This window comes from Celeribacter sp. (assembly GCF_048270365.1).
Classification (GTDB): domain Bacteria; phylum Pseudomonadota; class Alphaproteobacteria; order Rhodobacterales; family Rhodobacteraceae; genus Celeribacter.
Window position 1 is genome coordinate 18,281 of the sequence record NZ_JBLWTA010000021.1, and the last position, 26,580, is coordinate 44,860.

The window sequence follows — 26,580 nt, forward strand, 5'->3', positions numbered from 1 at the left end:
CCGTCCCGGACCTTCCGCCTCATGGACCCGGTGCCGGACCAGGGCAAAGAGCTCGCTCGGAGCGGAATCAAACCGCATCCTCGCGCACCCCCTCGGCAACGATCTTCAGCATCCCGTCCGGCAGGGGCCGCTGCAGCTTCAGGGCGTCCTCGGCCGGTGCGGTCAACCAACGTCGCCATTCCTCGGGCTGCGTGAGGATGACGGGCATGGCTTTGGGGTGGATCGGCGCAACTTCGGCGTTGGGCGGGCAGGTCAGGAAACCGAAGATCTCCGCTGTCACCTCGCCTTCCTTCAGCTTGCGCACCGAGGTCCACGTCGTTCGCAGCGCGGCGAAGAAGGCGAGCGGCCGATCCTCGTCCAAAGCGAACCAGACCGACGAATTGCGCGGCGCACCCCGGCGCCCGTCAATCTCCGAAAAGCTCGTGAAGGGCACGAGGCAGCGATGTTCGACACCGAGCCAGCGCCGCCAGTGGGGCGCGCCGACGTTGCGGATATTGGTGACACCCTTGTCGGTACGTTTGCCTTCGAGGAACTTCGCAGGGGTCGGCATGCCCCAACGGGCCATTGTCAGCGCCCAGGCAGCGCCCTCACCATGCCGGATGATCGGTGCTGGATAGTCAGGCCAGATGTCGGTCAAAGGAGGCAGATTCCCAGTAGCGTCAACCAGATCCTCGTCCTGCTCAAGCATGTTGTCGAACAGGTGACGCACCGCGTCCTGGCTCTTTGTCTGGGAGTAGAGGTTGCACATCTGAGGTACACTCGGGAATCGGAATACGGTTTAGAATGAGAACAATAACAGAACATGCGGCTACTGGAAAGTGTGGCGGATTTAGCCAGCGCCAACTTCACGAGGAAGGGCGACACAAAAAGAGGCTTACGCAATGCACCTTTCTGAGATCTGTTCTAGGCGCAGTCAATATCAAGGTAAGATCTTGGCCCCTCCTGCCTTTTGGTCAGGACCGCGCCCTACTCGGTCGGCTGCACGCAGCCGCCCTCCCCGAGCTGAAACGTCGCCTCTCCCTGCGACGTGCTGCTGGCCGGGCACTCTCCTCCGGAGCCAGCCCGACCAGCCGTCGCATGGTCGTGGCAACGCTTCATCGCGGCCGTTCCGGTAACGGTCGCTGGGGCGGGGGGGGTCTTAAATGGCCTCGTCCCGCGCGTCCCAGCCCGTGATAGTCCTCGCTTTGCCCGATACGCTATTCTGCGCCGTCATTACCGGCTGCAAACGATGTTCGACGACCACCGGATTGCATTGGTCGTAGCTGGCAGAGGGCCGGGAGTCAGCGCGATGCAGGAAACAGCTAGCTATCGCAACCGCTTGTCTGTTCCGTTCGACGCCCGGATGAACCGCGCCAAATGCAGATGCCTCGACGGTCTTCTTGGGGATGGCCTGTCAGATGACACACATCGCGTTGCCACGGATGCTAGCCGTCGCGACACGTTGGGCAGGGCTCGGCAAAGCTCTAACTCGTCCGGGTACGGCTCGGGGCGAGAGCGCAGAAATGACGCCGCCCCTGGCATCTCGCTCGGCTGTTCACCCACCTTCCTTCGCGGCCACCGTACTTCTCCGGGTGTCTGAGTTGCATGACATGCTGGTCGCAGCTGTCGTCCCGTCCACAAAGGTTGTCGCCGATCTTTTTCCCCTGACCCACCAAAGACCAAAGGTGGGTCATTCCTCGCGCATCAAAAAGATCCGCGCCTGCCCCTCTCCGCTGACGCTTCGCCTTCGGTGTGCCCGGGCCTAAGCCAGCTGCAAAGTGACCATCATTGCAACGCAAACAAGGAGAAAAGCAATGACCACGAACTGCATCAAATTCACCAGCGACGACATCGAAACCGCAAAAGGTATCGGCTCAATTTCAACCCTGACCTTCGACCTCGACATCACGGTTGAACCCGTTGCCAGCAGCAACCCCATGGCACCAACCCACCGCGTCCTTGGGCGCTCCCCGCGCGGCAAACTGGTCGAGTGCGGTGGCATCTGGAAGAAGCAGAACAAGGACACAGGTTCTGACTATTTCACCCTGACAGTGCGGGATCACGCCTTCAACGCCAACCTTGGCAAGGCTGCAAGCCAGGACGACATGTCTTTGCAGGCCATCATCCCTTGGGGTCCGAAAGACGCCGCCTAATATTCAACCCAGGCCGTCTCGGCGGTCTGGGCCCGTCCTTGTTGGGAAACGGTGGATTTACAATATCACGTCGAGCTAAATTGGAAGTAGCTCCGATAAAAGCCGTTCGTATGACAGGCTGCGAATTCAACGAAAGAGCCCAAATTTTGGACTCTGCAATATGCGTCAAAACCTGAATACACTTGTTTAACGCTCGTCGTTCAAGGACGGTTAATTTGTCAATCCTGTGATGGATGGAACTAATTTTTTCAGTATTTTAAATTTGACAGAGTGCTCTGGAATTGCACGAGTACTTAGGGCGGTATGTGTAAAAGGTTTTACAAACAATGGGATAAAGCTCTCTCTCTAAAGTTGTGGCCATATCAAATTAATGCGGCTAGCGTTTTTGGATTGATTATTGAAAGCGATTCTTTGATGGGTAATTCGCAAGAGCCACCAGATTTGTCCGGTAAGGTCCTGCAAAAGAAGATATTTAAGTCGTCGCGCAGTTACCCTCTGCAGGGCGACTCCATTGTTGAAGCTTTCGATGGCCAATATCGTGGCTTTTACCCGGGTTCAGACGGAGGGGTCTGGAGACCAACCTCCAGCATGTTTGGGCTGACGCGGAAAAACCTTGACGGGACTGCAAAACTTCATTCTGGGATCGACATTTATGCGCCCGTCGGCACCCCAATTTTTGCGCCCGTTACGGGGAAACTGAGGCACAAGACGCAATTTGCGAAACAAGATCCGGAGAAGAAACAGCCGAAAAAGATGACCGGTCTTGGCCGCTATGCCGAGATCGAGTTCTCTGCCGAGGGCAAAACCTGGCTCTTGCTTATTGGCCATCTCTCAGGGTTCGAAGGCAAAGAACGCGAGATCAAACCAGAGCAGGCGAAGGCTGGGCACGTGATCGGGTATGTGGGCGTGTCGGGCAATGCAAGCGGTGCGGCTAACAAAAACGGCATCTCGGCCAGCCACATACACGTGGTCTTGCAACAAAAATTGTCTTCTTTCCCAGAGAAGAAAAAAAGCAGAGTTGACCCCGCGAAGGCTTTTGGATGGAAGCTTGATGAGATGACCACCGAGCCAGTTGATCGCAAGATCATCGAGGCAAAGATTTCCTGGATCACGTCTTCTCCGCTGAAGACGGCAGAACGTCTCAAAGCACCGGACGAGACGGGGCTTCCAGAGGTGCAAATCCCGATCCGGTTCAATCAGCAAGCACAGTACTATAAAGACGTCGCCGAGGCGGTTCTAAATGACAATGACTTCAAGATTGTCGAAGCTTGGGTTGCGGATGCCCAAAGTCGCTCAAGAACTTTGAATGAAAAACTTGAGCGCCTTCTGGCTGACAAAGATGACAAAGTTTTTTACGACACGCTCTTTCACGCAAACAGTTTAATCAAAAGCCTTCTAGTGGGTGGGGCAATGGTCGCGCTCATTGTGCCTGCGGCAACACTTGGCGCGACCGCTACAACACTGCTCGGGCTTGGTGGGTTGATTTATACTGTGACTGGCGACGTCATGGTGAACGCGCTGCAAGTCACTTATGAAAAGCGTCAAGGGTTCGACCCAGACCCAGTCTACGCGATCCTTGGAACGCCGACCAACGTGGGCGAAGCCTTAGCGGGAGGTGGCTCGGGTATGCCGGCGGTCTTTTCCCGCGCTATTGTCGAGCAGGTGGCGGAAGATGGCGGCAAGATCGTTCTTAAACGCATGCTGGGTGTGCTTGGTGGGGTCGCAGATATCTGGGCGATGTACTCTGCCCATCATGAACGCGAGAAGAACGCGGACGCGTTTGATGAGCGGTTGAAGGCGTTAATACAGACCGTTACCGCGTTGAGCGCGGCGCTCGACGATTATCCGGGCGGGGAAATTGGGATACGCACTTTCTTAGAGCAGCAAGCCCGAGGCAACGCGGCGTTCTTCGAAAAGCAAGACAAAGATTTCAAGGATCTCGTAAATCCGTTTCGCCCTGCAAATTACGTGCTTGCGCAGGGACGGTAGACGATGGCAAAGCTCAAAATCTTCGAACTGAAGGCGCACTCTAGCAATGATACAGCCCTTGGGGCGATGTCCTGTGAGGGCACTGTCACAGCCGGTCAATTCGAGATTACCCATCTTGAATTCCTGTTTGGCGCGACGGCGCGTAAGGTTGCGTTGGTCGCCCCTCAAGTTTTGGACACCCCTGGCGCACTTCCGGGAAATATCGACGAGCTGTTTTTTAAGGCCAAGGGTCAGACCTTGATCTTGAGCGTCGATCTCGCACGCGAGCCGGGATTTGCTCAGGATCTTCAACAAGCTGGCTTTGCGGGGCTGCGCCTTGGCGTGGATATCAAGCAGGTTGAAGTGCAGATCTTTGTGCCAGGGCCTGGCGAATACCACAGCACAGAGCGGCCCTTTGTCACGCTATCGACATGCTTTGATCTTGCCGGTCAGTTTGATCACTCCGACAATTTACCGGGCGGCGGTACCAGCGATCTAACACTACAAACAGAGGTCGCGTTTTGTACGCGGTTGGCCATTCCACTGCCGCCATCGGCCCTTTTGGGCGCGCTTGGTAATGTCTTTGTACGCTTCGATTTCCCGCTGGCGGCCCTCAGCACGGGATGGCGGACATTCCTTGAACTTTTCCCGCAAGTACTCACCTTGCCGGACTTCAACCTCCCCGACCTGCCTGGCGTTGACCTGCCATCCTTCGATTTGGGCTGGTCGATCCCGCTGGGTTGGCTGGCCGGTCTGTGCAACGTTTCGATTCCGGACTGGTTAGCTTTGCCGGAATGGGACTTTTCCGCCGACCTTGCGTGGTTCGACATGGATGTCGATCTTCCTGCGGTGTCCTTAAAGCCGACAAAGAACAAGCTGACGTTGAAGCGCCAAGAATCCGGTGTAACGGTGCTTAAGCTCAAGGTCACCGCGTTCGAGCTTCAGCTTGGAGATTTCAAGACTGTTTTGCCCGACAACAGTCTACTGGTTGAGATTTCCGCCCGGCTCAACGGCTCGGACGTGACCTATTCGGTCAGCGTAAGAAGCGGGTTCACCCTGGACGAGGACTCCTACACCCTGCCGCTTGATCTGCTTTCGATCGGTTGGAAAAAGGTTGGATTTTGGCTGCTGTACCAAGACAATGGCGCTGGTGGGGCTTGCTTTGGAGCGCATCTGGAGATCGACAGTCTGGTTCTGGAGTCCACCTTCATGAAAGATCCGCTGCTTGAAGGGCATCTGCGCGTTGTGGTGCTGGATGGCAGTGTGGTCAGCCACGAAAGCCGCATCCCGCAATGGCGGCTTGGCACCGCGGCCGGTCAGGCGCATGCGCAGAAAAAGCACACCTATTTTGCGAGCACGGCCAAGACCGAAGAGGGCACCGACTATGGCATCGAGGTGCTTGATGGCGATGTGACCGAAGAGGGGCGCGTCCGGCTGGTCTGGAAAGAGGCCTCGCCCTGGCGCTGGCTAAGCGCTTTGGGCGCTGACATCTTTGGGTCCACGCCGCCCGGTCCGGTTTCGGATAATGATCAGCCACGCTATTGCGCGCTGGACCTTTTCAAGGTGGAAGACCCCGAGACAAACGAAAAGGTGTTTCAAGCCCGCTTTGACTGGGCGGACGAGCTTGTTCAACCCAGTCCAGCGGTGGGCCTGCCGGCCCTTGGAACAGTCAATGATGAAGTGTGCTTTAAGCCTGGCGATCCTCTGCAATATCCGGTGAAAGTTTCAAACACCCCGGACAACAAATCGCAGACCCAGCATGAATTGCGACTATCGGATCCTGGCCTTGAAAGGATGCTGGATTTGCCGGGTTTTGCGCTGTCTGTGCAGCCGCCAGCTTTCCATTCGCTGATCCTGTCGCAAGCAGACGGGGACGACATTGGCGTCGCCTATATTGTGACCTTCGACATGCCTACCCCACAGGTGGGCACGCCAATCTCGCCACTGATCTCGGCACAACTAGGTTTTAGTACGGGGTCGGGCTCTTCGCGGCAGACGTTGGGCGGGACGCAAAGCGGTAGCTCGCAGCCGTCTAAGCCCTTTGTAGAGCTTGCTTTGGGCCATCTCGGTATAGGTCGTGTCAGCCTGCAAGTCGCAGGCTACTCCCGAGGGGATGGTTTGCAGTTGATGCGTGGGCGCCGTACCGATCTGGATGCAATGCCGGTGCTGCTGAATGCGATCCCGCAGCCTCTCATAGAAGATCAGCCGCAATGTCCCGGCCCGCCCGCTACTCCGCCAGAGGCACGGGCAATCGTGCCGCGGCAATTCTCTGGCCTGCAAATGGGCGGCGGGGGCTGGGCCGCGCGGCTGGACGTGCCTGCGCTTAGCGAAGCCTTCGGCCTTTTTGGCTCCAAGAGTTCGGAGGCGCCTGTCACATTCAAGCTGACAGAGATATGTATCAACACCGAGGACACAAGCGTATTCACGCTGGGGGCAAGCCTCGGCGTCAAATTGCTTGATTTCGAGCTGGAGGGCGAGGGGGGCCTGACCTTTGACCTTGGTACCGGAGCGGTCAAGGTCGATTTCGACGACGCGCTCGCGCTGGTCGAGAAGGGGCAAACCACGGCCCCTGGATGGCTTCAAGACAGGGGCAAGATCAGCAATAAGCAGTTTGTATATTCCGAAGATCGCCCTCTTTTCGGTCAGAACATCGTCTTTCGCAAACCCAAGGCAGATGACGAAACCGGCACAGAGGCGCAATTCCTACAACTGGTGATCGCTAATGGCCAGTTCCAGCTAGAGATGCTGCCCGGCGTCGAGGCGTTCATCGCCGTCAATGATTTCGCCGAAGCGCCCATTGTGTTCCGCATGCGCGATGTGTCGATTGGCACCGAAGGGTTCAGCTTTGCTACCGATCTGATCACCAAAGAGGTAAAATTCGAGGGGCTGAATGCGCCCTTCATCTTTGAGACAGCATCGCTTGAAGTTGCAAACAACAAGCTGGTCAGCTTCAACCTTGATGGCAGCACAACCCTGCCCAAAGATATCCTGGGCGGCGGCGAAGTGGGCGTGACTGTTGTGGGAACGCAAAACGCTAAAGGCAAATTCGAGATCGCTAGTGCCGGCGCGTCACTGAAAGGCGATCTGCTGAAGATCGAAAGCGAGTCCGTCCGTTTCAACTTTGAACTCACGGAAGTCGGCCTCTTCTATCAGAAAAACCCGCAATTGGACCGCCCGCAATTCTATTTCGAGATCACGGGTTCTGCGACGTTCAAGCCCAATCCGGGTGAGTTCTCGAACGGCCTGTTGGGCTATTTCGAGAACATTACCATCAACTTCGATGAGATGCGCCTAACGGATGACTTCATCGGTGGGCTAGAGCTGCGGGCGGAGTTGAAAAAGCCAATCAAATTTGGCGTCTTTGGCCTTTTTGAGATGGAGATACGCTCGTTTGGTATTGCGCCTAAATTCGAGCCTTTCAACGCCCCAGCCCTGATGATCGGGGGCAAAGTCGAGTTCTCGCTGGGCGAAGATCTGGTCGACGCCGACATCAAATTCCACACGCTCTATCTGGGCCCGCCAAAACCTGGTGAATTTTTACCGCAAGTTGATTTCAAAGGGCTGCGGGTTGAAATCGCCACCGCCGAAGGCTTCCGCATCGCAGGGCGTGTCGACACGTTGGACAACGACACCGTCAAGGGGTTTGGCGGCGAAGGGCTGCTTGAGATGCCGTCCTTTCCAGCCATCTCGGCGGCGTTTACCTTTGCCCGGATCAAGGTGGGGGACGAGTGGAAACACGCCTGGTTCATCGCGATCGGGCTGAACAAAGTCAGCTTTGGCGTGCAGCCTATCCCGCTGTATTTACGCGCCATTCGGGCAGGGTTTGGACACCGCTTCCAGCTCAAATTGCTTGATGCGGTCGATCAGACAGATGACCCCAAAACGTTGATCAATCTGCTGACCGACGCGATCGCCAAAGGCCCGGCAATCGACCGGCTGGACGCCTGGGTACCGGACTTTGCCAAGCGCAACCGCGGCCGCAATATGATCGTGATCGAGGCCGATCTGACCTTGGCCACCGCGAATTCGACGCCTCTGGAATACAACGCCAAGGCAGAACGCAAACTGGGCAACGTCACCGTGCGCGCCCAGTTCATATTCCGCGACGATGGCACTTTCATTGCGACCTTTAAAGGCTGGATTTTTGCGCCCTATGACTTCATTCTTGAAGACAAAAATGGCGAGGCCAGCCGCCCGTCCTTGGCTGGCTTTGCGCTGATCTCCTCGCAAAAAGAGATGTTCCTCTTCCATGCCCGCTCTCTCGAGAACGCCTATATGGGCCCCAAGAACTTGCCAGTCCCAGAGATGGTCAAGGACGCGCTGCGGGCGGTTCAGTTCGACGCGACCATTCTGGCCACGCCGCGTGTGCTGCATGCCGAGCTTGGTTGGCCGGACCGGTTGATTTGGGGCCAATCGCTTGGCCCGCTTTCGGTGAGTATAAGAGGTGGGGTTTTGTTGCGGGTCGAGGACGGTCTAGTCCTTTATGGCAGCAATTTCATCGCTCAAGGTCGGCTGTCGCTGTCCGGTGGTTTCTCGCTTGGCTTCATCGGAATCCGGATCGAAGCCACGGCTTCGGTGGGGTATGGACAACAGCTGATGGCGCTCGTGGATACGCGCAAGCCGCTGGATTCAAAGGTCTATGCCGCAGTTGGCATCGACATCCGCGTCACATTCCGCGCGTCGGCCTATTTGCGCTTTAAGGCTGGCTTTGTACGCATAACGTGGCGGATTTCGTTCTCGTTCGACATTCAGATCACAGCAGGTGTCGAGTTCGGTGCCGCCGGGCAAATGGATTTGGGCATCCGTGCGCGGGCTTATGTCTCGGTCGGGGTCTTCGGTCGACGTCTTGGGGTGCGGATCAGCCTGGGCGTGCGCGACGGCGCTGTGGACCGAGCCCGGCAATCCGTGTTGCCGTACATGAATTCCATCCTGGAGCCGGACAAGCCGATCCCGACCATTCCAGGCCTTGAACCTGAGCGGGTCGCGGATACCAGCAACGTCGCCAGAGGCACGGTCGATTTTGCCTCGGCCCGCACGCTTGGCGATGGCTCCAACACCGTAGGTGTCATGGATGCTGTGTTGATCTCAGAGACAACCTCAGGCGGCGTCACAACCTTCGCAGCGCCTCCCCCCGCGCCTGTGCCGTCCGCCGATTGGGGCGCGCTGAGCCATGTCTACACGGGTGCAGATGCCAATCAGGGCCGGACTGAAGACAGGATCTGGCTTGTTTGGATCATGCCGGGGGAGGAGGCCTTCCTGCCGATCTTGGACCCGCGCAGCGGGCAGACGCATTTTAAGCTGAAAATTCCGCCAAGGTCCCAAACAGACGCCGCAGTCTTTGCCCTGAAAAACGGCGGCGATAAACCGGTTTGGACGAAGGTGGAAGGAGGAGACGAAGTCACCCCTCATGTCAATCCACAGGCCGAGCGCAAGGCCGAGTCTAGCGAGACAGCGGCGGAGTCCCAAACCCTCAAGTTGTTCCAGATGCTTGCGGGCGCCTATGTGCCCAAGCCCAATGCCCCAGTGGGCGCGGACGGTGTGGTCTTCCCATACAATCTAGCCGACACGTCCTCAAAGGCTCAGATCGAGGGCCTTATCGATTTTGACGCCGAATTGGACGAGACCCTTCAAACCGCAGACGTCGAACAGGACTCTCGCCGCATTGCCGGGGATCCGCTCAATCCCAACGCCACTCTGGACCTAGAGGACACCTATGACAAAGCGCTTCAGGAAAGTGTGAGCGAGCCTGAGGTATTCTCGGACGCTGGCGATTGGGATGAGATCTACAGCGAGCAGGCGATCACCACGCGCAACCTTCTGATGCAGGAGTTTGCTGGAGCGCATGAGGCCTGGGCCGAATGGGCCACGCCCGCCGACGTGGAGAACAACAAGCCCGCCTGGCGAAAAGATGAGCCAACGCCGCTGCTCTTTGCGACGGGTTTGGTCTTGGCGATCAAAGGCAAGGAATTGCCAGCCTGGGTGAAAAACCGGAACGCTGCGGACCCGTTGCGCATCTCGCCCGCCACAAGCACCGACGCTAACGCGTTCGAGAAGATCCAGGCCGAATTGGATTTTGGCGCTTGGGGTTTTGAAAAAACTCCGCCGATCTTCCGCGATATCTCTACCTACTACGATGAAGAGCAAGTCGCCGTGCGATGGAATCTTGCGCACCCGAGCATGCCCAAGCTGAGCATGCCCCAGGTCGAGGCGATGCTGCGCCACTACCAGGTCGAGGTCGTGCGCGACGACGGTGAGACGGTTGTTGACACGATCAAAGCCAAACCGACCGCCACTGTCAGCGGCAAGGGTGACTCAGCCCGGCTGCTGCTGAGCAAGGTACAATTCTGCATGCCCACCGCTGATGTCCGGCGTTTGATGCGCGTGGCAGATGGCGCGGTGCCGCCGCGCTTCTATCTGAATGTTACGCCAGTCGCGGCCACTGGCGAGCGCGGCCTGCCCATCACGATCGAGATGAATTTCAAGGCGGTCTACAAGCCTCTGCCGGCACAAGATCCGCGCGTGGAGCAATCGGTAGTTCTGGAAAACATGACACTGAAGCCGATCGCCAAGCTTGTGTGGGAAGTTCCGCTGCTACCAGAAAGCGGTCAAGCGACCCGCACAACCGATTGGGAGTTGATCATGCGGCCCTTGCGCGCCTTCGGGCCTGCGCGTTTCCCGGTCTCGGACGAAGATGCCCAGACCAACGGGCTGGCGACCAAAGCACAATTCGACATTTTGCCCGGCGATTTGATCATCACGCTAAGCGAGCGGGTGCAAAAGCTTGAGGACTCAACCGACACCGACAAACGGATTCGTTTTGTAGAGCTTCAAGACCTGCAAGGGTCTGACAGTCTGGCAGATTTCTTTGAAAATCATGTCAAGGATCACGAGCGAAATACAGTTGAGCCGAATAGCCTGGACGGACTTGTCTTGCAAAGATTTCTCGCAAGCAAGGGTGTGCTTTCAGAGCATGGCCGCAAATGGTTGTTCCGCCTGTGCCCCGTTGACGGTCATGGCACACCGGGCACAGCGATCAACTGCCCCGTCTACCTTGAGACGCGCAGCGATGCACCCAAAGACCCGGTCGCTGTTGATATTGGTGGCGGGTCGGACGAGGTCACAGAACAAGCCGAGTTCCGGCCATTGACCCGGCGCGTTGTGCCTGCCTTTGAATGGCCTGAGCTTTCAATACCAGACGAAGCGGCGAACAAGGCCTTCGAAATCAAGAGTATCTCAGCGGGGCAGGGGCCACTTTACCGGCCTGAGAAGATCTCGAACGGGAAAGTCCGGTTCGAGTCAACCACGGGCGACGCTCTCTATACAACTCTGCGCTTTACGCTGCCACAGGCACCTGCCACCTTCGAAGGGGTCTATATCGACAAGCGCAAGTTCTTTGCCGAGGTCAACGAAGAGGGCGCCGCTCGACCTGAGTTCCGGGCCAATCCGCTGTTACCGCTGCGATCCTCACATGAGGCGCGGCTGCTGCCAGACACGATGGCAAAGACGATGGACTGGTCCGCGCATTATCACACCAGTGATGAACCGCTAATTGAGAAGCCCGTCAGCGTCCAAGAAGATAACACGACCAAAACGCGCCAAGCCTACTATGCCGACCGCGACGAGGAGGGGAATCCGACCAACGAGTTGATGCTGCAATGGCCGGATGCGATGGAGAAATTTGCAGAGTTAGCCCAAGAGCTCGACGCCGTGGATTTGTCCGCGTCAGAGGTACTGCGCGAAGGCGCGTCCGAGGCCCAAGTGGCGCAAGCCAAAGAACTGGCTCCCAACAAATTTGCAAAAGACGCAAATCGCACGCTTATGGCGCTGGCGCGGCTGGGATATGGGGCTTCTTTGCTGGATGCACAGGCGCACCCGTTCCTGGCGCTGATCGCTGGTGCCTTGCGCGCGCCTGTGGCTGAGGGTCAAGACCAAGTCCAAGTACAAACCCAGCCGCCCGCCAGCGACAAGAACACGTTGCCGTCGGCCTGGATGCGTGCCACGGCAGTAGGCGCGGATCCCTATGGCTGGGCCGTTCTGGCGCACCTGGGGCTTGGGATGACGTTGCGGCTGCGAAAACGCTGGTCTCAAACATTGCTCGAACCGCAACAGACTGTGACCGCGGTCAACGAAGCAATCAAGCTTGCGCTCGCAGACGTGCGGCATCTCGCGAGCGTAGAACCTCTTGCTGACGCCTACGAACTGCCTGATCCGGAAAACCTTGCTGAATTGAACATCTCGCCTGTCGTCGAACAGCCATTGCTGCGCGCGCGCGCTCTTAAGGCAACGGACGGTCCGCTCGATCTGGATGACTTGGGGCTTTACATGCTGCAAGTTTCTTTGCGCCCATTCAGCCAGCCTGAAGATACTGGGAAAGCGGATGCCTTCAAAACCCATTTCAAGAAGCGCTTTAAGCCGCATCTGAAACGCCGCTTTGATACCTCCAAAGAAGAGGTGAAGGAGGATCTGGAGACGCTGGACGTCTATGACTACGGGCTTTGGTCGCGGCGCTTCTTCCAGCATATGGCTGCGCAGGATGGTGGCGTTGAGGTTGTGCCATCCTATCTGAGCTCGCCCATGTCCAGCGCACTGGTCCCTGACAGCTCCAATACTGTGAGCTTTACCGAAGAGGTCCCCGATCAGTGGGCAACACAGCTGCAATACCGTGTGACGATGCAGGGCCGCTATGACGCGCTGCGCATGGCGCTGATGCGAGACACAACCATTTATCGGCCGCGGGTCAAGACCGACACGATTCCCCTGCCGCGCCGTGTGCCCGTGGCGCCCGTGCAGGTCCTGGCCGTGCGTCGCCAGATTAGTGCGGGACTGCGCCCTACCTATCACGTGGTGCGAAAAGAGCACCAAAACGAGGCCCTGTCCGACGCGGGGCAACGCCAGACCTATGCGGTTCAAAATGGTGCAAGCTGGATCGGATTTTTGCCGAAATACCGCTTCCAAAAGGCGCAAGGCGCACTTGGTATACAGGACGCTTTGGCAATGCCCGACCCACTTGGCGGACAAGACCCGTCCGAGCCAGCGGCGCTTGGCGATCTGCTGACCCCGGACCCGCTGCGCAACGCGCTAGAGACTGTTCCGCTGGCGCGCCATGGTGCGACAGAGATCGCAAGCTACGCCCCCGCGTTTTATTATTCTAGCTCGGCGGCGCTTTTTGCCTCTGCCGACGGCATAACCTCAGATGCCATCACTGTTGTGCTTCCCAATATACCGGCCCTAACCGCCCCTCAGGCCGCGCCCGACGACGATAAGACAGTTAAGCGCGAAAGTGGCGCCTGGCCGTGGATTGACTTCGAAGACATGCAGTCGATGGAGGTTCTACGCGCAGATTGGGCGCAGCATTTCGACGAGTTGAACAGCTACGCACCTCCAGTCAGCGTGCAATCCGTGCGCATCCCGCGCCTTTTTGAAAGCCTCCCGCTGGATCAGCGTCAGGCCGGTGGTTGGCTTTACCCAGAAACGCAACCTGTGCCGCAAACGGACGGCGCGACCAAATACACCGCCGGTTTTGTTCCCGATCCCGAAGCGCGGCTGGACCTCGTGATTACGCAAAATGCTGGCGAGGCCGTGTTTGCGACGCTCAAAGGCCTCTTTGGTAAAGCGTCGGCTGCTGACGGTACATTGTTCGAGCTTGGTATCTTGCAGCCCAGTATTTCCGCTGCGGTAAAGGCTATTAAACAGCCAGATTTTGCCACATCCGATTGGGCCTTGGGAACATGGGCCGATGTCGGCATTCTGCCGATCACGCCGTTGAGCGCGCATGTCAAAGACCGCCAGCGGCTTAAAAAGCTGCGGTCTGCGGCGACGTCCAGCTTGCGAGGCGTGACGGATGCGTTGCCCTTAGTCAAATTGCTGCTGCAGATGCGGCTCTCGGTCAAGGCAGATCGCGATGTAGAGGACATCTTTGAATTCATCGGCATGCCCGAGAAGCCCGGTGACATGCGCCGGCTCTTGGCCATCGCCCTCAATGATAAGCATGTTGAAACTATTCCTCGTGTGCCAAAGGCGATGCAGGCACTGATCGCCTTTGAACAGCAGACAGAACAAGACATCCCGTCCTATGGAGTTCCGGGCTTTGAGTTTTTTGTTGAAACAGCGGGTGATTGGAAGCCTCAAGCTGGGACGATCGCTGCGGGTACACCGGTGATCGTATTGGCGTCAACGCCTGACCTGTCCGCGCTTGGCGGGCCGTTTAGCGCCGCCAAGCTAAATGCCGCACGCGCTGCTTGGGCGGCCACTTCGGCCGCCGCCGCGCAGCTGGTCGGACAGATCCTGCGCGCCGAAGCGGTGCGCGCCTTTGCGCCGAAGCCGCTGGACAATAACGCGCCAAAGGTCAGCTGGTTTGTTTTGCGCGGCGCGCTGCCTCGCAACCTTTGGGGGACATTTGATGACGAATAAGTTCGTGGATCAGTATATCAACTCTGGCACGCCGTCCGGCTATGAGAAATTGCGCAATGTCCGCGCATTTGGCCCGTTCTGGACCGCGCTGCTTCAAGCCACCAAGTCTAAGGACGGCAACACAACGAGGTTTAGCCTCACCAGCCTTGGGACACAGCACGAAAACCCTCAACTTGCTGCGGTGTCCGCCTATGCAATTCGGCATGACGGCTTTGGTCTGCAATCCGAAACCACAGTTTTTGTAAAAGGGATCGGCGACAGCTGGCTGCGCAACCTGCAGCCAATCCAAGATGATGACGATGAAGTTGTTGCAAGGCGTCAGCCTTTCGACGCCGAGCAGCAGATGATCTTGACGCCAGTCACAGACTGGCCCGATGGTGACCCATCCCTGCGCCTTCCCGCCTTCAAGCTTGTTGAGGGCGCTATACCGGTCGACGTCACAGACAGGGCGCTTGGCATTTTGCAGTCCCTTCTGGGCGCGTCCCGTGGCAACCTAGCGCAGGCGACCCGCCGGATCTATCTGACCCCTGACGGTATTGCCTTTCCAGCCAGTGTTATTCTTCCAACCTTGGGCGATGAACAGCCGCTGTTTCTGTGGCTTTTGGTGACACAGGACGAGGGTGGGGCGTTGCAAGAGGCCGAAGCGAGGCCTGTCCTGCGCCCTTGGCTTTCCGCGCCGCCAGATGTCTGGCCGGATGAGGGGCCGCTGGGCGACGAGACCGGAAAGTCTGAGGCGGCTGCCAGGTTTGTGGACGCTATGGGCCCCTTTTTCGCCCCTGGAGGCTTAGCGCCTGACGACCCCAAGTTGTTCGACTTGCGACTGCGGCGACCGCTGTCTCTGGCGGACTTTCAATGGCCGCTTGCACTTGAACGCCGCGACGGCGGGCGAAAGACAGTGGTCAAAAGTTCCGAGCATGATGACGCGGTGATTGAGACCCGCGGTGACGCCCTCAGCCTTCGGCTCAGCGAGCGCTCCGTATCCGGGGTGGAGCCGCCCAAGTCATCGCTGCTGATCTTGCCGGACCATGTCACGTTGCTGCGCGACCGCGCAACGCAAACCGTCACGCTGTCCGGCAGCACGGGCGGCGCATCGCAGTCCTCTGATCGGGGGAACATAGCATATTCCTATCAGCGCGAGGTGGCGACCGAGGCCAACCCCCGCGAGCGTGTGAAATTTGATGCCTTGCGCTTGCATGTTCCGCTGCGGGCCACGCGGCAGGCGCTGTTTGGTGCCGAAGATGGCCGCAAAGACAACACAAGGCGGGTCTTTTTGCCGGTCCAGCAGGGCTGGGTCGAAAACGACTTTCCAACGCTCTCGGTCACAGAACTCGCAGAGCTTGATCCGACAGATCCCGACAAAGAGGATCCAGCCGCGCAAACCGTTGGCGCTATGGGGATTGGGAACGCCGAAAACGCGGCTTCTCGGTTCGAAAACGTCTGGAATGTCACGGTCCGCGGTGCAGATCAGGTCGTTGTCAAACTCGACTTCAGGCTGGACGGCGACGGCGTGCTCTTGCGGGATGAAATAAAGGTTGACCTGCACGGGCCGCGTGTTGCCAGCGATGGTCTGCTTCGCATTGTGGCCATGGAGCCCTCTGCGACGCGCCTGTTGCCTGATCATCCCGAGCGCGCGCTGCGTGCGCGACCGATTGAGGCGGTGGACCAAACCGACCTGCCACTGCTTGAGCGCCAGGTGATTGGAGAAGTGTCGGTTCGGCTTGATAACGTCAACTTGGACATGGCTTTGCGCCGCGACGCTGATGGCATCGAAGAGTTGATGCTGGACCAGACGGATTTTGACTACGTTGTATCGCTTCCGCTGGCTGACCAGTCTGAACCTGCCATCTTCTGGGCACGTCATGGCGCGTTGCCGACGGTTCAGACACAGAACCTGACACAGGCGGGGGGTGACCGTCGAACGCCGTCCGGAACGCGTGAGTTAGCGCCGCTTGTAATCGGAGAGCAGCCGATCCCATTCGAGGGCCAGCCCGCAGACGCGTTACGTTGCGCCGCGCGACAGTTAAGCTCGGTTCTGGACGGGGCATTGCCTGGCACGCAAACGCAAATGACATGGAACGAACAGCTTGGTATGGCGGTCACGACCCTGCCCAGCGTGACGCTGATGCCGCTGGCTCTGAAAGCGCGCCGATCTCAGCGACGTAAGCTGGATGCGTGGAAGACCGACCCGAACGGCTGGGACGGTGGCGTTTCAGCTGAGTTGCGCCTGCGCTACGATGTTGCGCTGCTTGATGGGCCGCGCGCGAGTACCGAGCTGCCCAACACCGAGCCGGAGAACAGCAACCCGGCTGCCGCGGCTGAGTTTGAGACTTCGGTTTCCAAAAGCTCTGCCGCGCGTGCGCTCAGTCACTGGCAGTCCCAGTTCTCGTCTGATGTTTTGTCGGCGGTGGCATGGCGCGAGGTCTTGGCACAGCGTGGGGAAAGTCAGACGGATCTTCGATTGACGGGGCTTGGTCGCGGCTCCTTTGATCTCAAGCCGGATGTGACGCTAGCCCCAAATCTTTCGCCTAAGGACCAGGCGCTGGGAAGCTATAGCCTTACACTTGATGATGAAAAGGAAATTACGTTCTATGGAGTGCCTTGGTCTGGCACATCGAGCACACCAGACGAACAAAGCGACGTCTCTGGCTTTAGCCTTCAGTTGCAGGGCAAGACCTTTGTGGGTGGTTCAGCCCTGCTTGAACCCCAAGACGATGTGCTGGAGGATCAGCAGGGCGGGCAGCAATCCCCGGCCCGTGTCGTGCAAGCAGGGCGCGCGCATTTGGTCGAACGTGCCGTCGCCGGGGCCGCACTAGATGCGCCGCTTCGGCTCGTCTCCACACTTGAACCGCTTGATTTCGGAGAACTTTCTTTGTGGCTCAGCGATCTGGCTGTGGATGAAAACGGCATATGGGCGCGCGATCCAATTCTGGGGCCGGTCTTTGGGACCAAGCCAGACACCGATACGCCGTCCGGTGCAAGGCGGATGCCCAACGCGCATCACCCCGAACACAACGTGCGGATCGGGCACCGCTGGGCGCTCAGCGCGGCCGACGAAGATCAACCGTCTGACCTTGGCATTGCGCTGCGCGGCGTCCTGTTCCGGCCAATCGCCTTGTCGAGCGCGCAGCTCAATACCAGCACCGGGGCCACCGAGTTTGAGATCGCTGGCCAGATTGTCATGCATGTGCGTTCGGGCCATTCAGAAGGGGAGGAGTCTCAGACCGTGCCCACCGCCGTTGGCGCGGCGACGCTAAAATTGACGCGTTCTGCAGCGGGGCCGCCGACGGTCACGTTAAACGCAGATCAGCTGTCCATCCCAGTGCTGGATAGGCAAGGCAGCAGCGCGCCGATCTCGCAGCTTGAGCTTGATACAGTGAGCTTTGAAGAAGCGGGAATGAGCTTTGCGGGCGCAAGCCTGCACGTGCCGATGCTCGGGCATTTGTTCGAGCTCAAGTTGTTGCGGGACGGCGCTGTGCAGCATCCAATGACGCTTATCGGGGACTATCCGCAAGGCGATAAACTGAGCGGTCTTGCGCCTTCAGCCGCGAGAGTTGTTTTGGGCAGTGAGCCTGCATCGGGTGTTGTGGAGGCGACAGCTGCATTCGCGCTAGGCTTCGGGGGCGCGAATGGCCCGCGCCTTGTGGCAGAACGCCTCAACCATGACCTCATGCAGCAAGTTAGCACTCGCAACGGCTACCAAACGGTCGCGCTTTCGGTGCCGGGTTTGCCTCCGGGAAAAAAGGTCACTGGCGAGGCTGAGCTTACGGCTTCAGGTGCCGCTGTAAGCTGGCGATATGACATCCCGGACGGCACGGAGGCTATTCCCGTGCTTCCTGGGCTGGCCGTGCGAGCGTCGCGTGGTTGGGCGCTGGGGGCCTTTCAGGCACCGTCAGTCGACGCGACGACGAAGACCAAAATCGCCTTGCAGGACTGGCAAATGGACCTGCGCCATTGGGATACTTCCGCTGCCGATATTCAAACAGAGCTTCGGCTTGTAGCCTCCCTGTCAGAACCCGAGACCGATTGGCGCCTCAGCGGCGTGTGGCACGTGCAAAACGAGATTCACTTCCCGCTGCCTGACCCTTCGCCCATCTCCTCTGCCCCAGCGGATGAGGAATCGGATTGGACCGAAGCGCGATTTGAGCAAGGCTTCGCCGCGCCTGTCCTGCATAGCGCTACGCTGTATCTGGTCGAGCATTCTCTTTCGCCAGACGCATTAGACCGGCTCGCCGGGCGCAATGCGGAAGCTGGTGAAAGCGCATTGCAGCTTGGGATGTTGGTTGCCCACCAACTGGGTCAAACTGGCCAAGATCCGATTACATGGGCGCAATACCAGACCGTCGATATCTACGATATGGAAACCTTGCGCGAGCGCCTAAAGTTGATCGAGACGCAAAATAACGACCTGGTTGGCTGGTATAACCACGAGTTCTCTGGCCTGTTTTCCAAAGACCATGCACCAAAGCTGCTGGCGGCTGTGGGTGAGGAGGGCCCTGGGATCGCGTTCGATTTTGGGGCGCTGCCCTGCTTCGGAGTGCCCGGAGACGGCTTCACGCTTGCACAACTGCCGGCCTTTGGGGTGTTGGGAACTGCGCTTGATATCAGCGAGGATCTTGCGCAGGTCTTGAACCGTGCTCTGCCCCCTAGCGCCGTTGTCCTAAGCGTGCCCTTGGTCGATTGCGCGATCCGGTTTGAGGGGCCGGCGCAGGTGCAGCTTGCTCGGCGTGCGGGACTGCTAGCGGGCGCCTCTGCTCAGTACTCGCACCCGCTTGCGCAGGGGCACGCGCAGTTTATAAAACAGCAGCTTTCGGTCGTGAAGATGCCTCAATGGTCCGCCTGGCAGCTGAGGGAAACGCAGCCTTATCTTGCCGCGGGCGTAGGACTTTCGGGTCTTCTTGCAGCGGACACAGTGGGCGGCACCGCGCTTAGTCTAATGCCCATGCGCGCCGAAGACTTAACTGACTTGCAGGACGTCCAAGACGCCGCCGCATTCTTCGCCGCGCTGGCCGAGCAGCGGATTGATACATTCGCGGTGGCCTTCGATGGCGTATCAACCGCACCAGACCCTGTGCCCGAGCGCACGGGACGCGTCCGCGCGGTAAGCGGCGCGACAGGTAAGTTGATCAAACCGCGCCCCTATGCCGAGCAGAAAGACCTTTTGGAGGAGGCGGACTATCGCAGATACTTGCTGCAAGTTGCTGACCCGTCCGCGTCCATTGGTGTGATGTTGCCGCCCAATGATGCAGATGCGCCGCGACTTGCCAGCAACCAGAGCGTGCCCAGTGCTGCGCGGCCGGTAAAGGTTCCTGGTGGACAGGGCGGCGCCCTTGCGACGTCAGAGCGGCAGCTCCTTGCCGTCGCCTTCAAGCCCGGTCTTGCAAAAGAGGCCCCAGAGATCGCAAGGCGGGTAACGCTTGGTCTGTCGATGCAAAGCGCAACACCAGAGATTTTGGCCTATCCGGGGCCCGAAGCCCGTGAAGACGATGAGGCTGCCATGCCTGAGACTTTGATGCGTGCCACCCGGCGTAGCTTGCGCGCGTCATTGGCCGATACAACGACGTTCCTGTCGGGCCAGGATGAGGCCGCCTGGGTGTCAGAGATGTCGCGCCCCTTGTTTCGTGCGGCGGCTGACCCGTCTGAGGATGGGCCTGCGTCGATCCTGTTCAACGCTCCCCAAGGTTCTCCGCTGCCTGTGGCTTATGATCCGGTGGGGGGAGACATCCTGCCTCCGCTTATCGCGTCGCCTGAGCTCGCTGATACGCAGGATGAAGCCGTGGCGCATCCTGGCATGTACCTGCCTGCAGGGGTCACTGTCAGCCGCATGTCACAAGGCTCTGGTATAACCTATGCTGACCGCCTTGGCGCCGCCGTTTTCGAAACTGGCTCCCTGGCAAACGTAGCGTTGCGCGGCCGCGCCAGCAACGCGCCCGTATTTCAGCGGGTGCCACGCCCAGGCCAATTGGGGCGCAAGGATCAAGTGCGGCCAAGCCAGTTCGAGGCTGGGCATGTGCTGCTCTCATCGCAGCCGGTCAACACGCTTTATGGGCGCGGGATCGCGCAGCCTATTGGTCCGGACTTGCCGGTGCCAGACGCGGACATGGCCTTTCGGGTGCGGTTGGAAGAGCCGATGCATGGCGTGTTGACGCCGGAATGGGCGCGCAGGATCGCCGTGTCGTTCGAGCCCTTGTCGGACGCCGCCTCGGACGTTCCGTTTAGCAAGATGGATGTATCGGCGGTTCTTGTGCTTGGCGGCGCAGTCTATGTCCTGGCACAGGACGCTGAAGACCAGCCCAGCAAGACCAAGTATTTTGCAGCCAAAGAAGAGGTGACCGTCGCCCTCTCGACGCTTGAAGAGGTGGAGACGGCCAGAGTGGTGCTGACCGCGACCGTTGGCGATTTTGTCCGGCGGTTGTCAGTTGATCTATGGGCTGTCGGCGATGGCCTGCCGCATCTGGCGGAGCGCCCGCTATATTTCCTCTTCGAGGATCCGGCTCTGGACGAGCTGACGCGGGGTGTGTCGCATTTCGCGGCCCGCAGCACCGAGCCGGGCGAGGTGATCACGGGCCAACCGGCGCTGAGCCTGCGCATCGCGACCGAGACCCAGAAAATCACGCCAACAGACAGTTTCACGCTGATCTTTGGGGCGATAGATCCCGCAACCAATCTCGAAGTGCTTACCTCTCTGGACGATCCTTCCTCTTGGAGCATGAAGCGGATCCGCCCCATCCCGGGCCAGACAGAGCCGCCATCGCCGGAAGATTTGTCGCTATTGTTGCGCGATACCGCGCCAAATATCGGACAGGTCGTGCTTGGAGAAGCGATAGAATTTGACCTTACGACTGACTTCGTCGTGCCTGGGGTGCTGAAGCCGGGCGATACGGTGCAAATCGAGTGGACGCTGGATGAAAAGGGCGATCCGTTCAGCTTCCTGCTGTATATCCAGGTCGTTGCGACCGCGCCGCCCAGCTCGAACCCAGCCTCATACGCTGTCTTGCAGGCCGAACTGGCAGAGACAGGGTTTGCTGCGCGCTGCCGCTGTTTATTGCATCAGGAAAGCGCGGACCCAACCGACAGAGAGCTGGTGGATAGCACCCGTTTGCTGCAGGGCACCGCGATCTTCCGTAACCGGTTCCGTTGGCGCGCGTTTTTGGCATCGGGATCTGCTGCTTCGCACACCGACGTCCGCTGGGCGGTGCAAAAGATAGATGGGCAAGGCAGCACTTGGCTGCCGCCAGACGTAAGCAAGGATTGGGCCAAGCTTCGAGCGGGCAAACCTTTGGATGGAGAGTGATAGCAGGATATGAGCGACATAACACATGCAGACCAGATCGCCGCGCTTTGGGCGCACCGTGAAGCCGTTTTTGCAGGTGAGGAATCGGAGCGTACGGACCGACTGACTGCTGTCTTGGCCTACATGATGGTGCGCTATCCGGACGACGCCTTGCCACCGGGCTTTAGCTTTCAGGGGTTGCGTCTGACCAAGGCGGCCAATGCCGAAGATCGAGACAGGCACGCACAGTTGGTCACGCACATGTCCCCCATTCTTAGTGGAGCGGAGCGCCCGGATGCCCCTCTGCCCGAGCGTATAGCCTTCCTGAAACTCAAATCGGATGGCACGCCCGAGGACCTTCCCGACGGCGCGCGCGCCTTTTGGACGCAAGGAAGACAAGCGGATTATGTCTTCAAGAGCCGAACCGACGAGAACCGGCTTGGCTTGTTCGAAGCGCCTCCCGGTATGGCCTCGGATGGTCCGCGCGTCGCCACGTATTTGACGCAGCAGGTGCACTCGGAAGCGTCGTATCTTGTGCCGAAGCGGGTCGCTGTTTCAGGCTTAGTCGCCCTGATTTTCGGGTTGCTGCTGTTTTGTTATTCGGTTGCCGATACTATCTCGTCAGGCAAGATTATTGCTCGTGCCCAAAGCGAGGCCCATCGGGCCCTGTCCGCCGGCGATGACGGTGTCCTGATCGCTACCGTGCGCGACGTATGCGCGACGGATATTACCGACCCGCGTGGCGGCCTTTGCAGCAACGGTAAACCAGCCATGATTGAGACAGGTGACGCACAGGCAACCCGCTTTGCCAACTGCCTGCCGCAAATAGCCCGAAGTGCAGCTCTCTTTGATGATGTGGGCCGCCCTCGCGACAATGACGCTGCCTGTCAGGCTGTCTGGCAGACAGCGCTTGGTTTGCCTGCCGTACGCGGATGGGACATCGGCCTGTCCAAGGCGTTCTTGGACGAGGGGCCGACCTTCTCGCTGCTCAAGTACTATGTCCTCAGCGTTGCGGCACTGGTTATTGTGTTCTTCGGTTTCGGCCTCAGTCAGACAGGACGGTTGGCAGGTGCCTTGATTTCCCCGCAGCATCGTATGTCGCTAGCTCGGTTTCAGGTGATCTGTTGGTCTGTTTTGCTTCTCTCCGGATTTGCGATCTACTCGGCCTTCAATATCGGAACAGTCGCCGCGATCTGGAATGCCACTGGCACGGCTTCCTTGTTGCCTCAGTTCCAGCTCTGGGCCTGGGCAGTGTTGGGGATAGTTATTGCAACGCCATCCGCTTCAGCTTTGGTCAAGGCCTTCACCCCCTCAGATACCGAGTTCCGGACCATGATGCAGAACCAGGACGGCCAAGGCGTCCGCTTGGCACCGTTGGAACAGCGCGCTTCGCCAAAGGACGCAAAGTTCTCCGATCTGTTCGTGGGCGAGACCATTTGGCGCACGGATAACGTCGATCTGAGCCGCGCGCAGATGCTGATCATCACGCTTTTGCTTTTGGTGTTGTATACGGCCTGGTTGATGACCTCGCTCAGCGCAATCGGGGTTTCTCAGGTGCTTAATGCTTTCCCGGGCGCTAACGCGATTTTATCAATCTTTCCTGACCCTGGGCCTGTGTTTACGGGTCTGCTTGCTTTGACCCATGGCAGCTATATTGCTGGCAAATGGCAGTTTGGCGCTCCGAAAGGGGAAGGTGGCTAGGCATATGTAATGCCGCCCCATCGATTGAACGCGAAAAGGGTAGAAGGTTACTTTTCAAAGCCCACGTCCGCAAAGTGCATGAAAGTAGCTTCCTGCGCAAACGCAGCGCACCCACCCTTTGTAAGCATTACGTGAGTTTGCACACCTCGAGCTGAAGCTCGGTTATTGATAGGAACAAGTAGCCTTTGGATCTTGATGCTGCATGTAAACTTGAGTCAAGCTGAAGCACTTAGGTAATTTGACCCGCTGCTATAATAATCTGAACAGTCTACAATGCTCAGGCAAGTTCTTTTGGATTGTCCTGCAAAATTTGATGTCCGAAATATGTAGTAATCTTCGGACTCGCATTCGTCCGAAATTTGTGGTATATTTCGGACATGATAGATGACGTACAATCAAAAACGCTGCCAAATCGCTTGCGTGCGCGCATAGATGGCGCACCGCGCCAAGTATGGACGCCGGCTGATTTTGCTGACATTGGCGCTCGCGCTGCCGTCGACAAAGCTCTGCAACGCATGGTCACGTCCGGTCAGCTGCGTCGCATTGAGCGCGGACTCTACGACAAGCCAGCCCAGAATGCACTGACAGGAAAATCAACTGTACCAGACTACCGCGCTGTCATCGATGCAATCGCGCGCCGTGACCAAGTCCGGTGGTTGATCGATGGGATGACGGCTGCAAACACGCTTGGTCTCACCAACGCGGTGCCAGCCAAAATCGAGGTGCTTGTTGATGCACGGCTCAAGCCGGTCACATTGGGCAAGCAAAAGATCGTCTTCAAACATGCGGCCCCAAGTCGGCTATACTGGGCTGGGCGGCCTGGCATGTACCTAGTGCAGGCCCTGCATTGGCTTCATGACGTCATGTCGAATGATGTAGAAGGGGAGGCTGTTCGCAAAACTGTCCGGCGTCTGCTCGCCGATAAGAAATCGGGTTCGGCTCTTTCGGACGATCTGAAGGGCGGCCTTTCCGCCATGCCGATCTGGATGCAGGATATTTTGCGTGCGCTTCTGTTTGATGCTGCAGAGGGAGATCAAGGATGAGCACCGCAGGTTTCCAGAAGATCATCGCTGCCAGTGTTGCAGATCGTGCTGATCTGTTTCTCACTACTGCCAATAGGCTTAGCGCGCCGCTGATCAATATCGAGAAAGACTTCTGGGTCTGCTGGACGCTCAATGCGCTCTATCATCGTCTCCCCGCAGGTGGTCCCCGGCTTTTGTTCAAAGGAGGGACATCCCTCTCAAAGGCTTACGGTCTGATCAATCGATTTTCCGAAGACATTGATGTGACAGTGTTCCGCGATGATCTTGGCCACGGCGAAGCGCCAGAGGCATTGGCGGCACTCTCTGGGAAGAAGCGCAAAGCTGCGATCGAGGCGATTCAGAACGATTGCCAAGCTTATATTACGGGACCGCTTCTTGAGGCGTTATCCCTGCTTATTGCCGAGGACACAGGCGGCGAAGGTCGGATCGAGATCGATCCTGATGACGGCACGGGACAGACGCTCCTTGTCTGGTATCCACGGGTCGACGGTTCCGACACAGGATATGTTCAGGCGGCTGTCAAAATTGAATCCGGCGCGAAATCAGCCCTCGACCCCAATAGTCCGCAGTTGATCCGGCCGTACATATCGGATGATCTCGAGGGCATCGATTTAGATGTCCCGGACGTGCGAACGATTGATGCAGAGCGCACGTTTTGGGACAAGGTTGTCATCTTGCATGGACTTCGAAACTGGTTTGATACGCGCGGCGAGTTAAAGCAGGACGGGCAGCGCATCTCGCGCCACTACTACGATTTGCATTGCATGTTGGATACTGAAACAGGCAAAGGCGCTGTGGCAGACCTTGAGCTTGGTCGGGATTGTGTGGCCCACGCAAAGACATTTTTTAACCGTCCTGACTTCAATCTCGCCACCGCAGAACCCGGAACGTTTTCGCTCGTACCACCTGAGGACATGGCCGCACGGTTGGTTGGTGACTACAAAAATACCGAGGCTATGATCTTCGGTGAGGCTCCATCCTTTGAGGCAATTCTGGCATCGATTGGGGCGCTTGAAGCACAATTGAACCGACCTTAACCTTGTGAACTTGAAGTCGCCGTTGGGGTTTTCGAGGCGGCTTGGTTGACGTGTGGTTTGCAGCAACTTCGCATTTGAGCGTGTGATACAGCCCTCTTTCGCCTGCAGGAAAACTGGTGGACGACAGTTCGATTTATCACCCCGTTGTGCCCCTTCCCATTGACCTGTTGGCCCATCAGATCGCTAGCCCGGAGGCGAGTGGCCTGCAACGCTTGGGCAAGGTTTCTGGACGGCTGACGCCTTGCGCGCTGCTTTGCATCGCCCACAACAAACATCGCCCTTCACGTGCTCCATTTCATTGCGCCCCAAGTTGGGTGCAGCCCGCTCTGATGCCTCCGGTCTTTTCCACGATCCGTCCAACGACGATCAATGGAAAGGATCACAACATGACTTACGAACAATCCCTCGACCTCGCAGAACTGCAAGCCGACATGGCCTTTGAAACCTACCTCTCAGCCTTTGAAGAGGGTGACCATCCCGAAGTCATCGACAGCCTCGCAACCGAGGCTCTGATTGCACAAGATCGCTGCGCCGATCTGCGCACTCAGGATCTGGCTCATTGAGCCAGATACCCCTGCGGATTGAGTGATCCGCAGGGGTAAGGGACCTCCTGTTGGAGGCCCTGACAGGCAATTGAAGAAGCTGACACCGACGCGGTCGGGCGTCAGCTTTCTTGGTGTTTTCATGTTGATCACTTGATGCGCCTTGGGGGCGCAAATCCATGAGTGATGTTTTGTAGGTGAAGGCCCGCGCTCGCTTTGTGCGAGCAGCCAATAGAGTCAGCCAGAATAGGTCTGATGCTTGGTGCGGCTTTTGGCAGGCGGCGTAGGGTGCATCAAAATGCCAGCAAAACATAAAGATAAATTGCGCAATATGTATTATTGATATATGAAGGAAATATAAGAGAAGGACGTTGGCAGGATATGGCCAATGTTTGCACAATTTGTCCGAGGGGTCTGTCATGGGCGTTTCCCGCAAAGCTGAATGCTCCGCCGCACGCGAACGCGATTACGGGCAAT

9 protein-coding genes are annotated in these 26,580 nt (G+C 58.1%); 8 read left to right on the forward strand and 1 reads right to left on the reverse strand.

Annotated features, from left to right (window positions below; all coding sequences use genetic code 11):
• Positions 1 to 67: 67 nt before the first annotated feature.
• Complete coding sequence (locus ACN0X0_RS19170; protein ID WP_417280491.1) at positions 68 to 748, reverse strand: SOS response-associated peptidase; 681 nt, start codon at positions 746 to 748, stop codon at positions 68 to 70.
• Positions 749 to 1,793: 1,045 nt separating this feature from the next.
• Here ACN0X0_RS19170 and ACN0X0_RS19175 point away from each other — a divergent pair.
• The 8 genes from ACN0X0_RS19175 (at position 1,794) to ACN0X0_RS19210 (ending at position 26,124) form a co-directional block, all read left to right on the forward strand.
• The gene (locus tag ACN0X0_RS19175) at positions 1,794 to 2,132 is read left to right on the forward strand and encodes a DUF736 family protein (RefSeq protein ID WP_067294723.1); all 339 of its coding nucleotides are present in this window, start codon (positions 1,794 to 1,796) and stop codon (positions 2,130 to 2,132) included.
• 414 nt (positions 2,133 to 2,546) lie between these two features.
• Positions 2,547 to 4,121, forward strand: coding sequence for a M23 family metallopeptidase (locus ACN0X0_RS19180; RefSeq protein WP_417280492.1), 1,575 nt, complete (start codon positions 2,547 to 2,549; stop codon positions 4,119 to 4,121).
• A gap of 3 nt (positions 4,122 to 4,124) precedes the next feature.
• A complete protein-coding gene (locus ACN0X0_RS19185) occupies positions 4,125 to 14,510 on the forward strand; it encodes a hypothetical protein (RefSeq protein WP_417280493.1) in 10,386 nt (3,461 codons plus the stop codon).
• Positions 14,500 to 21,801, forward strand: coding sequence for a hypothetical protein (locus ACN0X0_RS19190; protein ID WP_417280494.1), 7,302 nt, complete (start codon positions 14,500 to 14,502; stop codon positions 21,799 to 21,801). Before ACN0X0_RS19185 ends, ACN0X0_RS19190 begins: the two co-directional genes overlap by 11 nt.
• 9 nt (positions 21,802 to 21,810) lie before the next feature.
• Entirely contained in the window at positions 21,811 to 23,481 is a 1,671-nt protein-coding gene (locus ACN0X0_RS19195; protein WP_417280495.1) for a hypothetical protein, read from the forward strand.
• Positions 23,482 to 23,858: 377 nt separating this feature from the next.
• Positions 23,859 to 24,524 (forward strand): DUF6088 family protein, encoded by a 666-nt coding sequence (locus tag ACN0X0_RS19200; RefSeq protein ID WP_417280496.1) that lies wholly within the window; start codon positions 23,859 to 23,861, stop codon positions 24,522 to 24,524.
• Positions 24,521 to 25,561 (forward strand): nucleotidyl transferase AbiEii/AbiGii toxin family protein, encoded by a 1,041-nt coding sequence (locus tag ACN0X0_RS19205; protein ID WP_417280497.1) that lies wholly within the window; start codon positions 24,521 to 24,523, stop codon positions 25,559 to 25,561. The genes ACN0X0_RS19200 and ACN0X0_RS19205 overlap by 4 nt, the downstream gene beginning before the upstream one ends.
• A 386-nt stretch (positions 25,562 to 25,947) precedes the next feature.
• Positions 25,948 to 26,124 carry a hypothetical protein gene (locus tag ACN0X0_RS19210; protein WP_170124821.1) on the forward strand — a complete coding sequence of 59 codons (177 nt, stop codon included), beginning with the start codon at positions 25,948 to 25,950 and terminating at the stop codon, positions 26,122 to 26,124.
• The last annotated feature ends 456 nt before the right edge of the window (positions 26,125 to 26,580 follow it).

Excerpts from the sequence above, each read along its gene's own strand:
- ACN0X0_RS19170 (WP_417280491.1), bottom strand. The coding sequence starts at position 748 with ATGTGCAACCTCTACTCCCAGACAAAGAGCCAGGACGCGGTGCGTCAC.
- ACN0X0_RS19175 (WP_067294723.1), top strand. The coding sequence starts at position 1,794 with ATGACCACGAACTGCATCAAATTCACCAGCGACGACATCGAAACCGCA.
- ACN0X0_RS19180 (WP_417280492.1), top strand. The coding sequence starts at position 2,547 with ATGGGTAATTCGCAAGAGCCACCAGATTTGTCCGGTAAGGTCCTGCAA.
- ACN0X0_RS19185 (WP_417280493.1), top strand. The coding sequence starts at position 4,125 with ATGGCAAAGCTCAAAATCTTCGAACTGAAGGCGCACTCTAGCAATGAT.
- ACN0X0_RS19190 (WP_417280494.1), top strand. The coding sequence starts at position 14,500 with ATGACGAATAAGTTCGTGGATCAGTATATCAACTCTGGCACGCCGTCC.
- ACN0X0_RS19195 (WP_417280495.1), top strand. The coding sequence starts at position 21,811 with ATGAGCGACATAACACATGCAGACCAGATCGCCGCGCTTTGGGCGCAC.
- ACN0X0_RS19200 (WP_417280496.1), top strand. The coding sequence starts at position 23,859 with ATGATAGATGACGTACAATCAAAAACGCTGCCAAATCGCTTGCGTGCG.
- ACN0X0_RS19205 (WP_417280497.1), top strand. The coding sequence starts at position 24,521 with ATGAGCACCGCAGGTTTCCAGAAGATCATCGCTGCCAGTGTTGCAGAT.
- ACN0X0_RS19210 (WP_170124821.1), top strand. The coding sequence starts at position 25,948 with ATGACTTACGAACAATCCCTCGACCTCGCAGAACTGCAAGCCGACATG.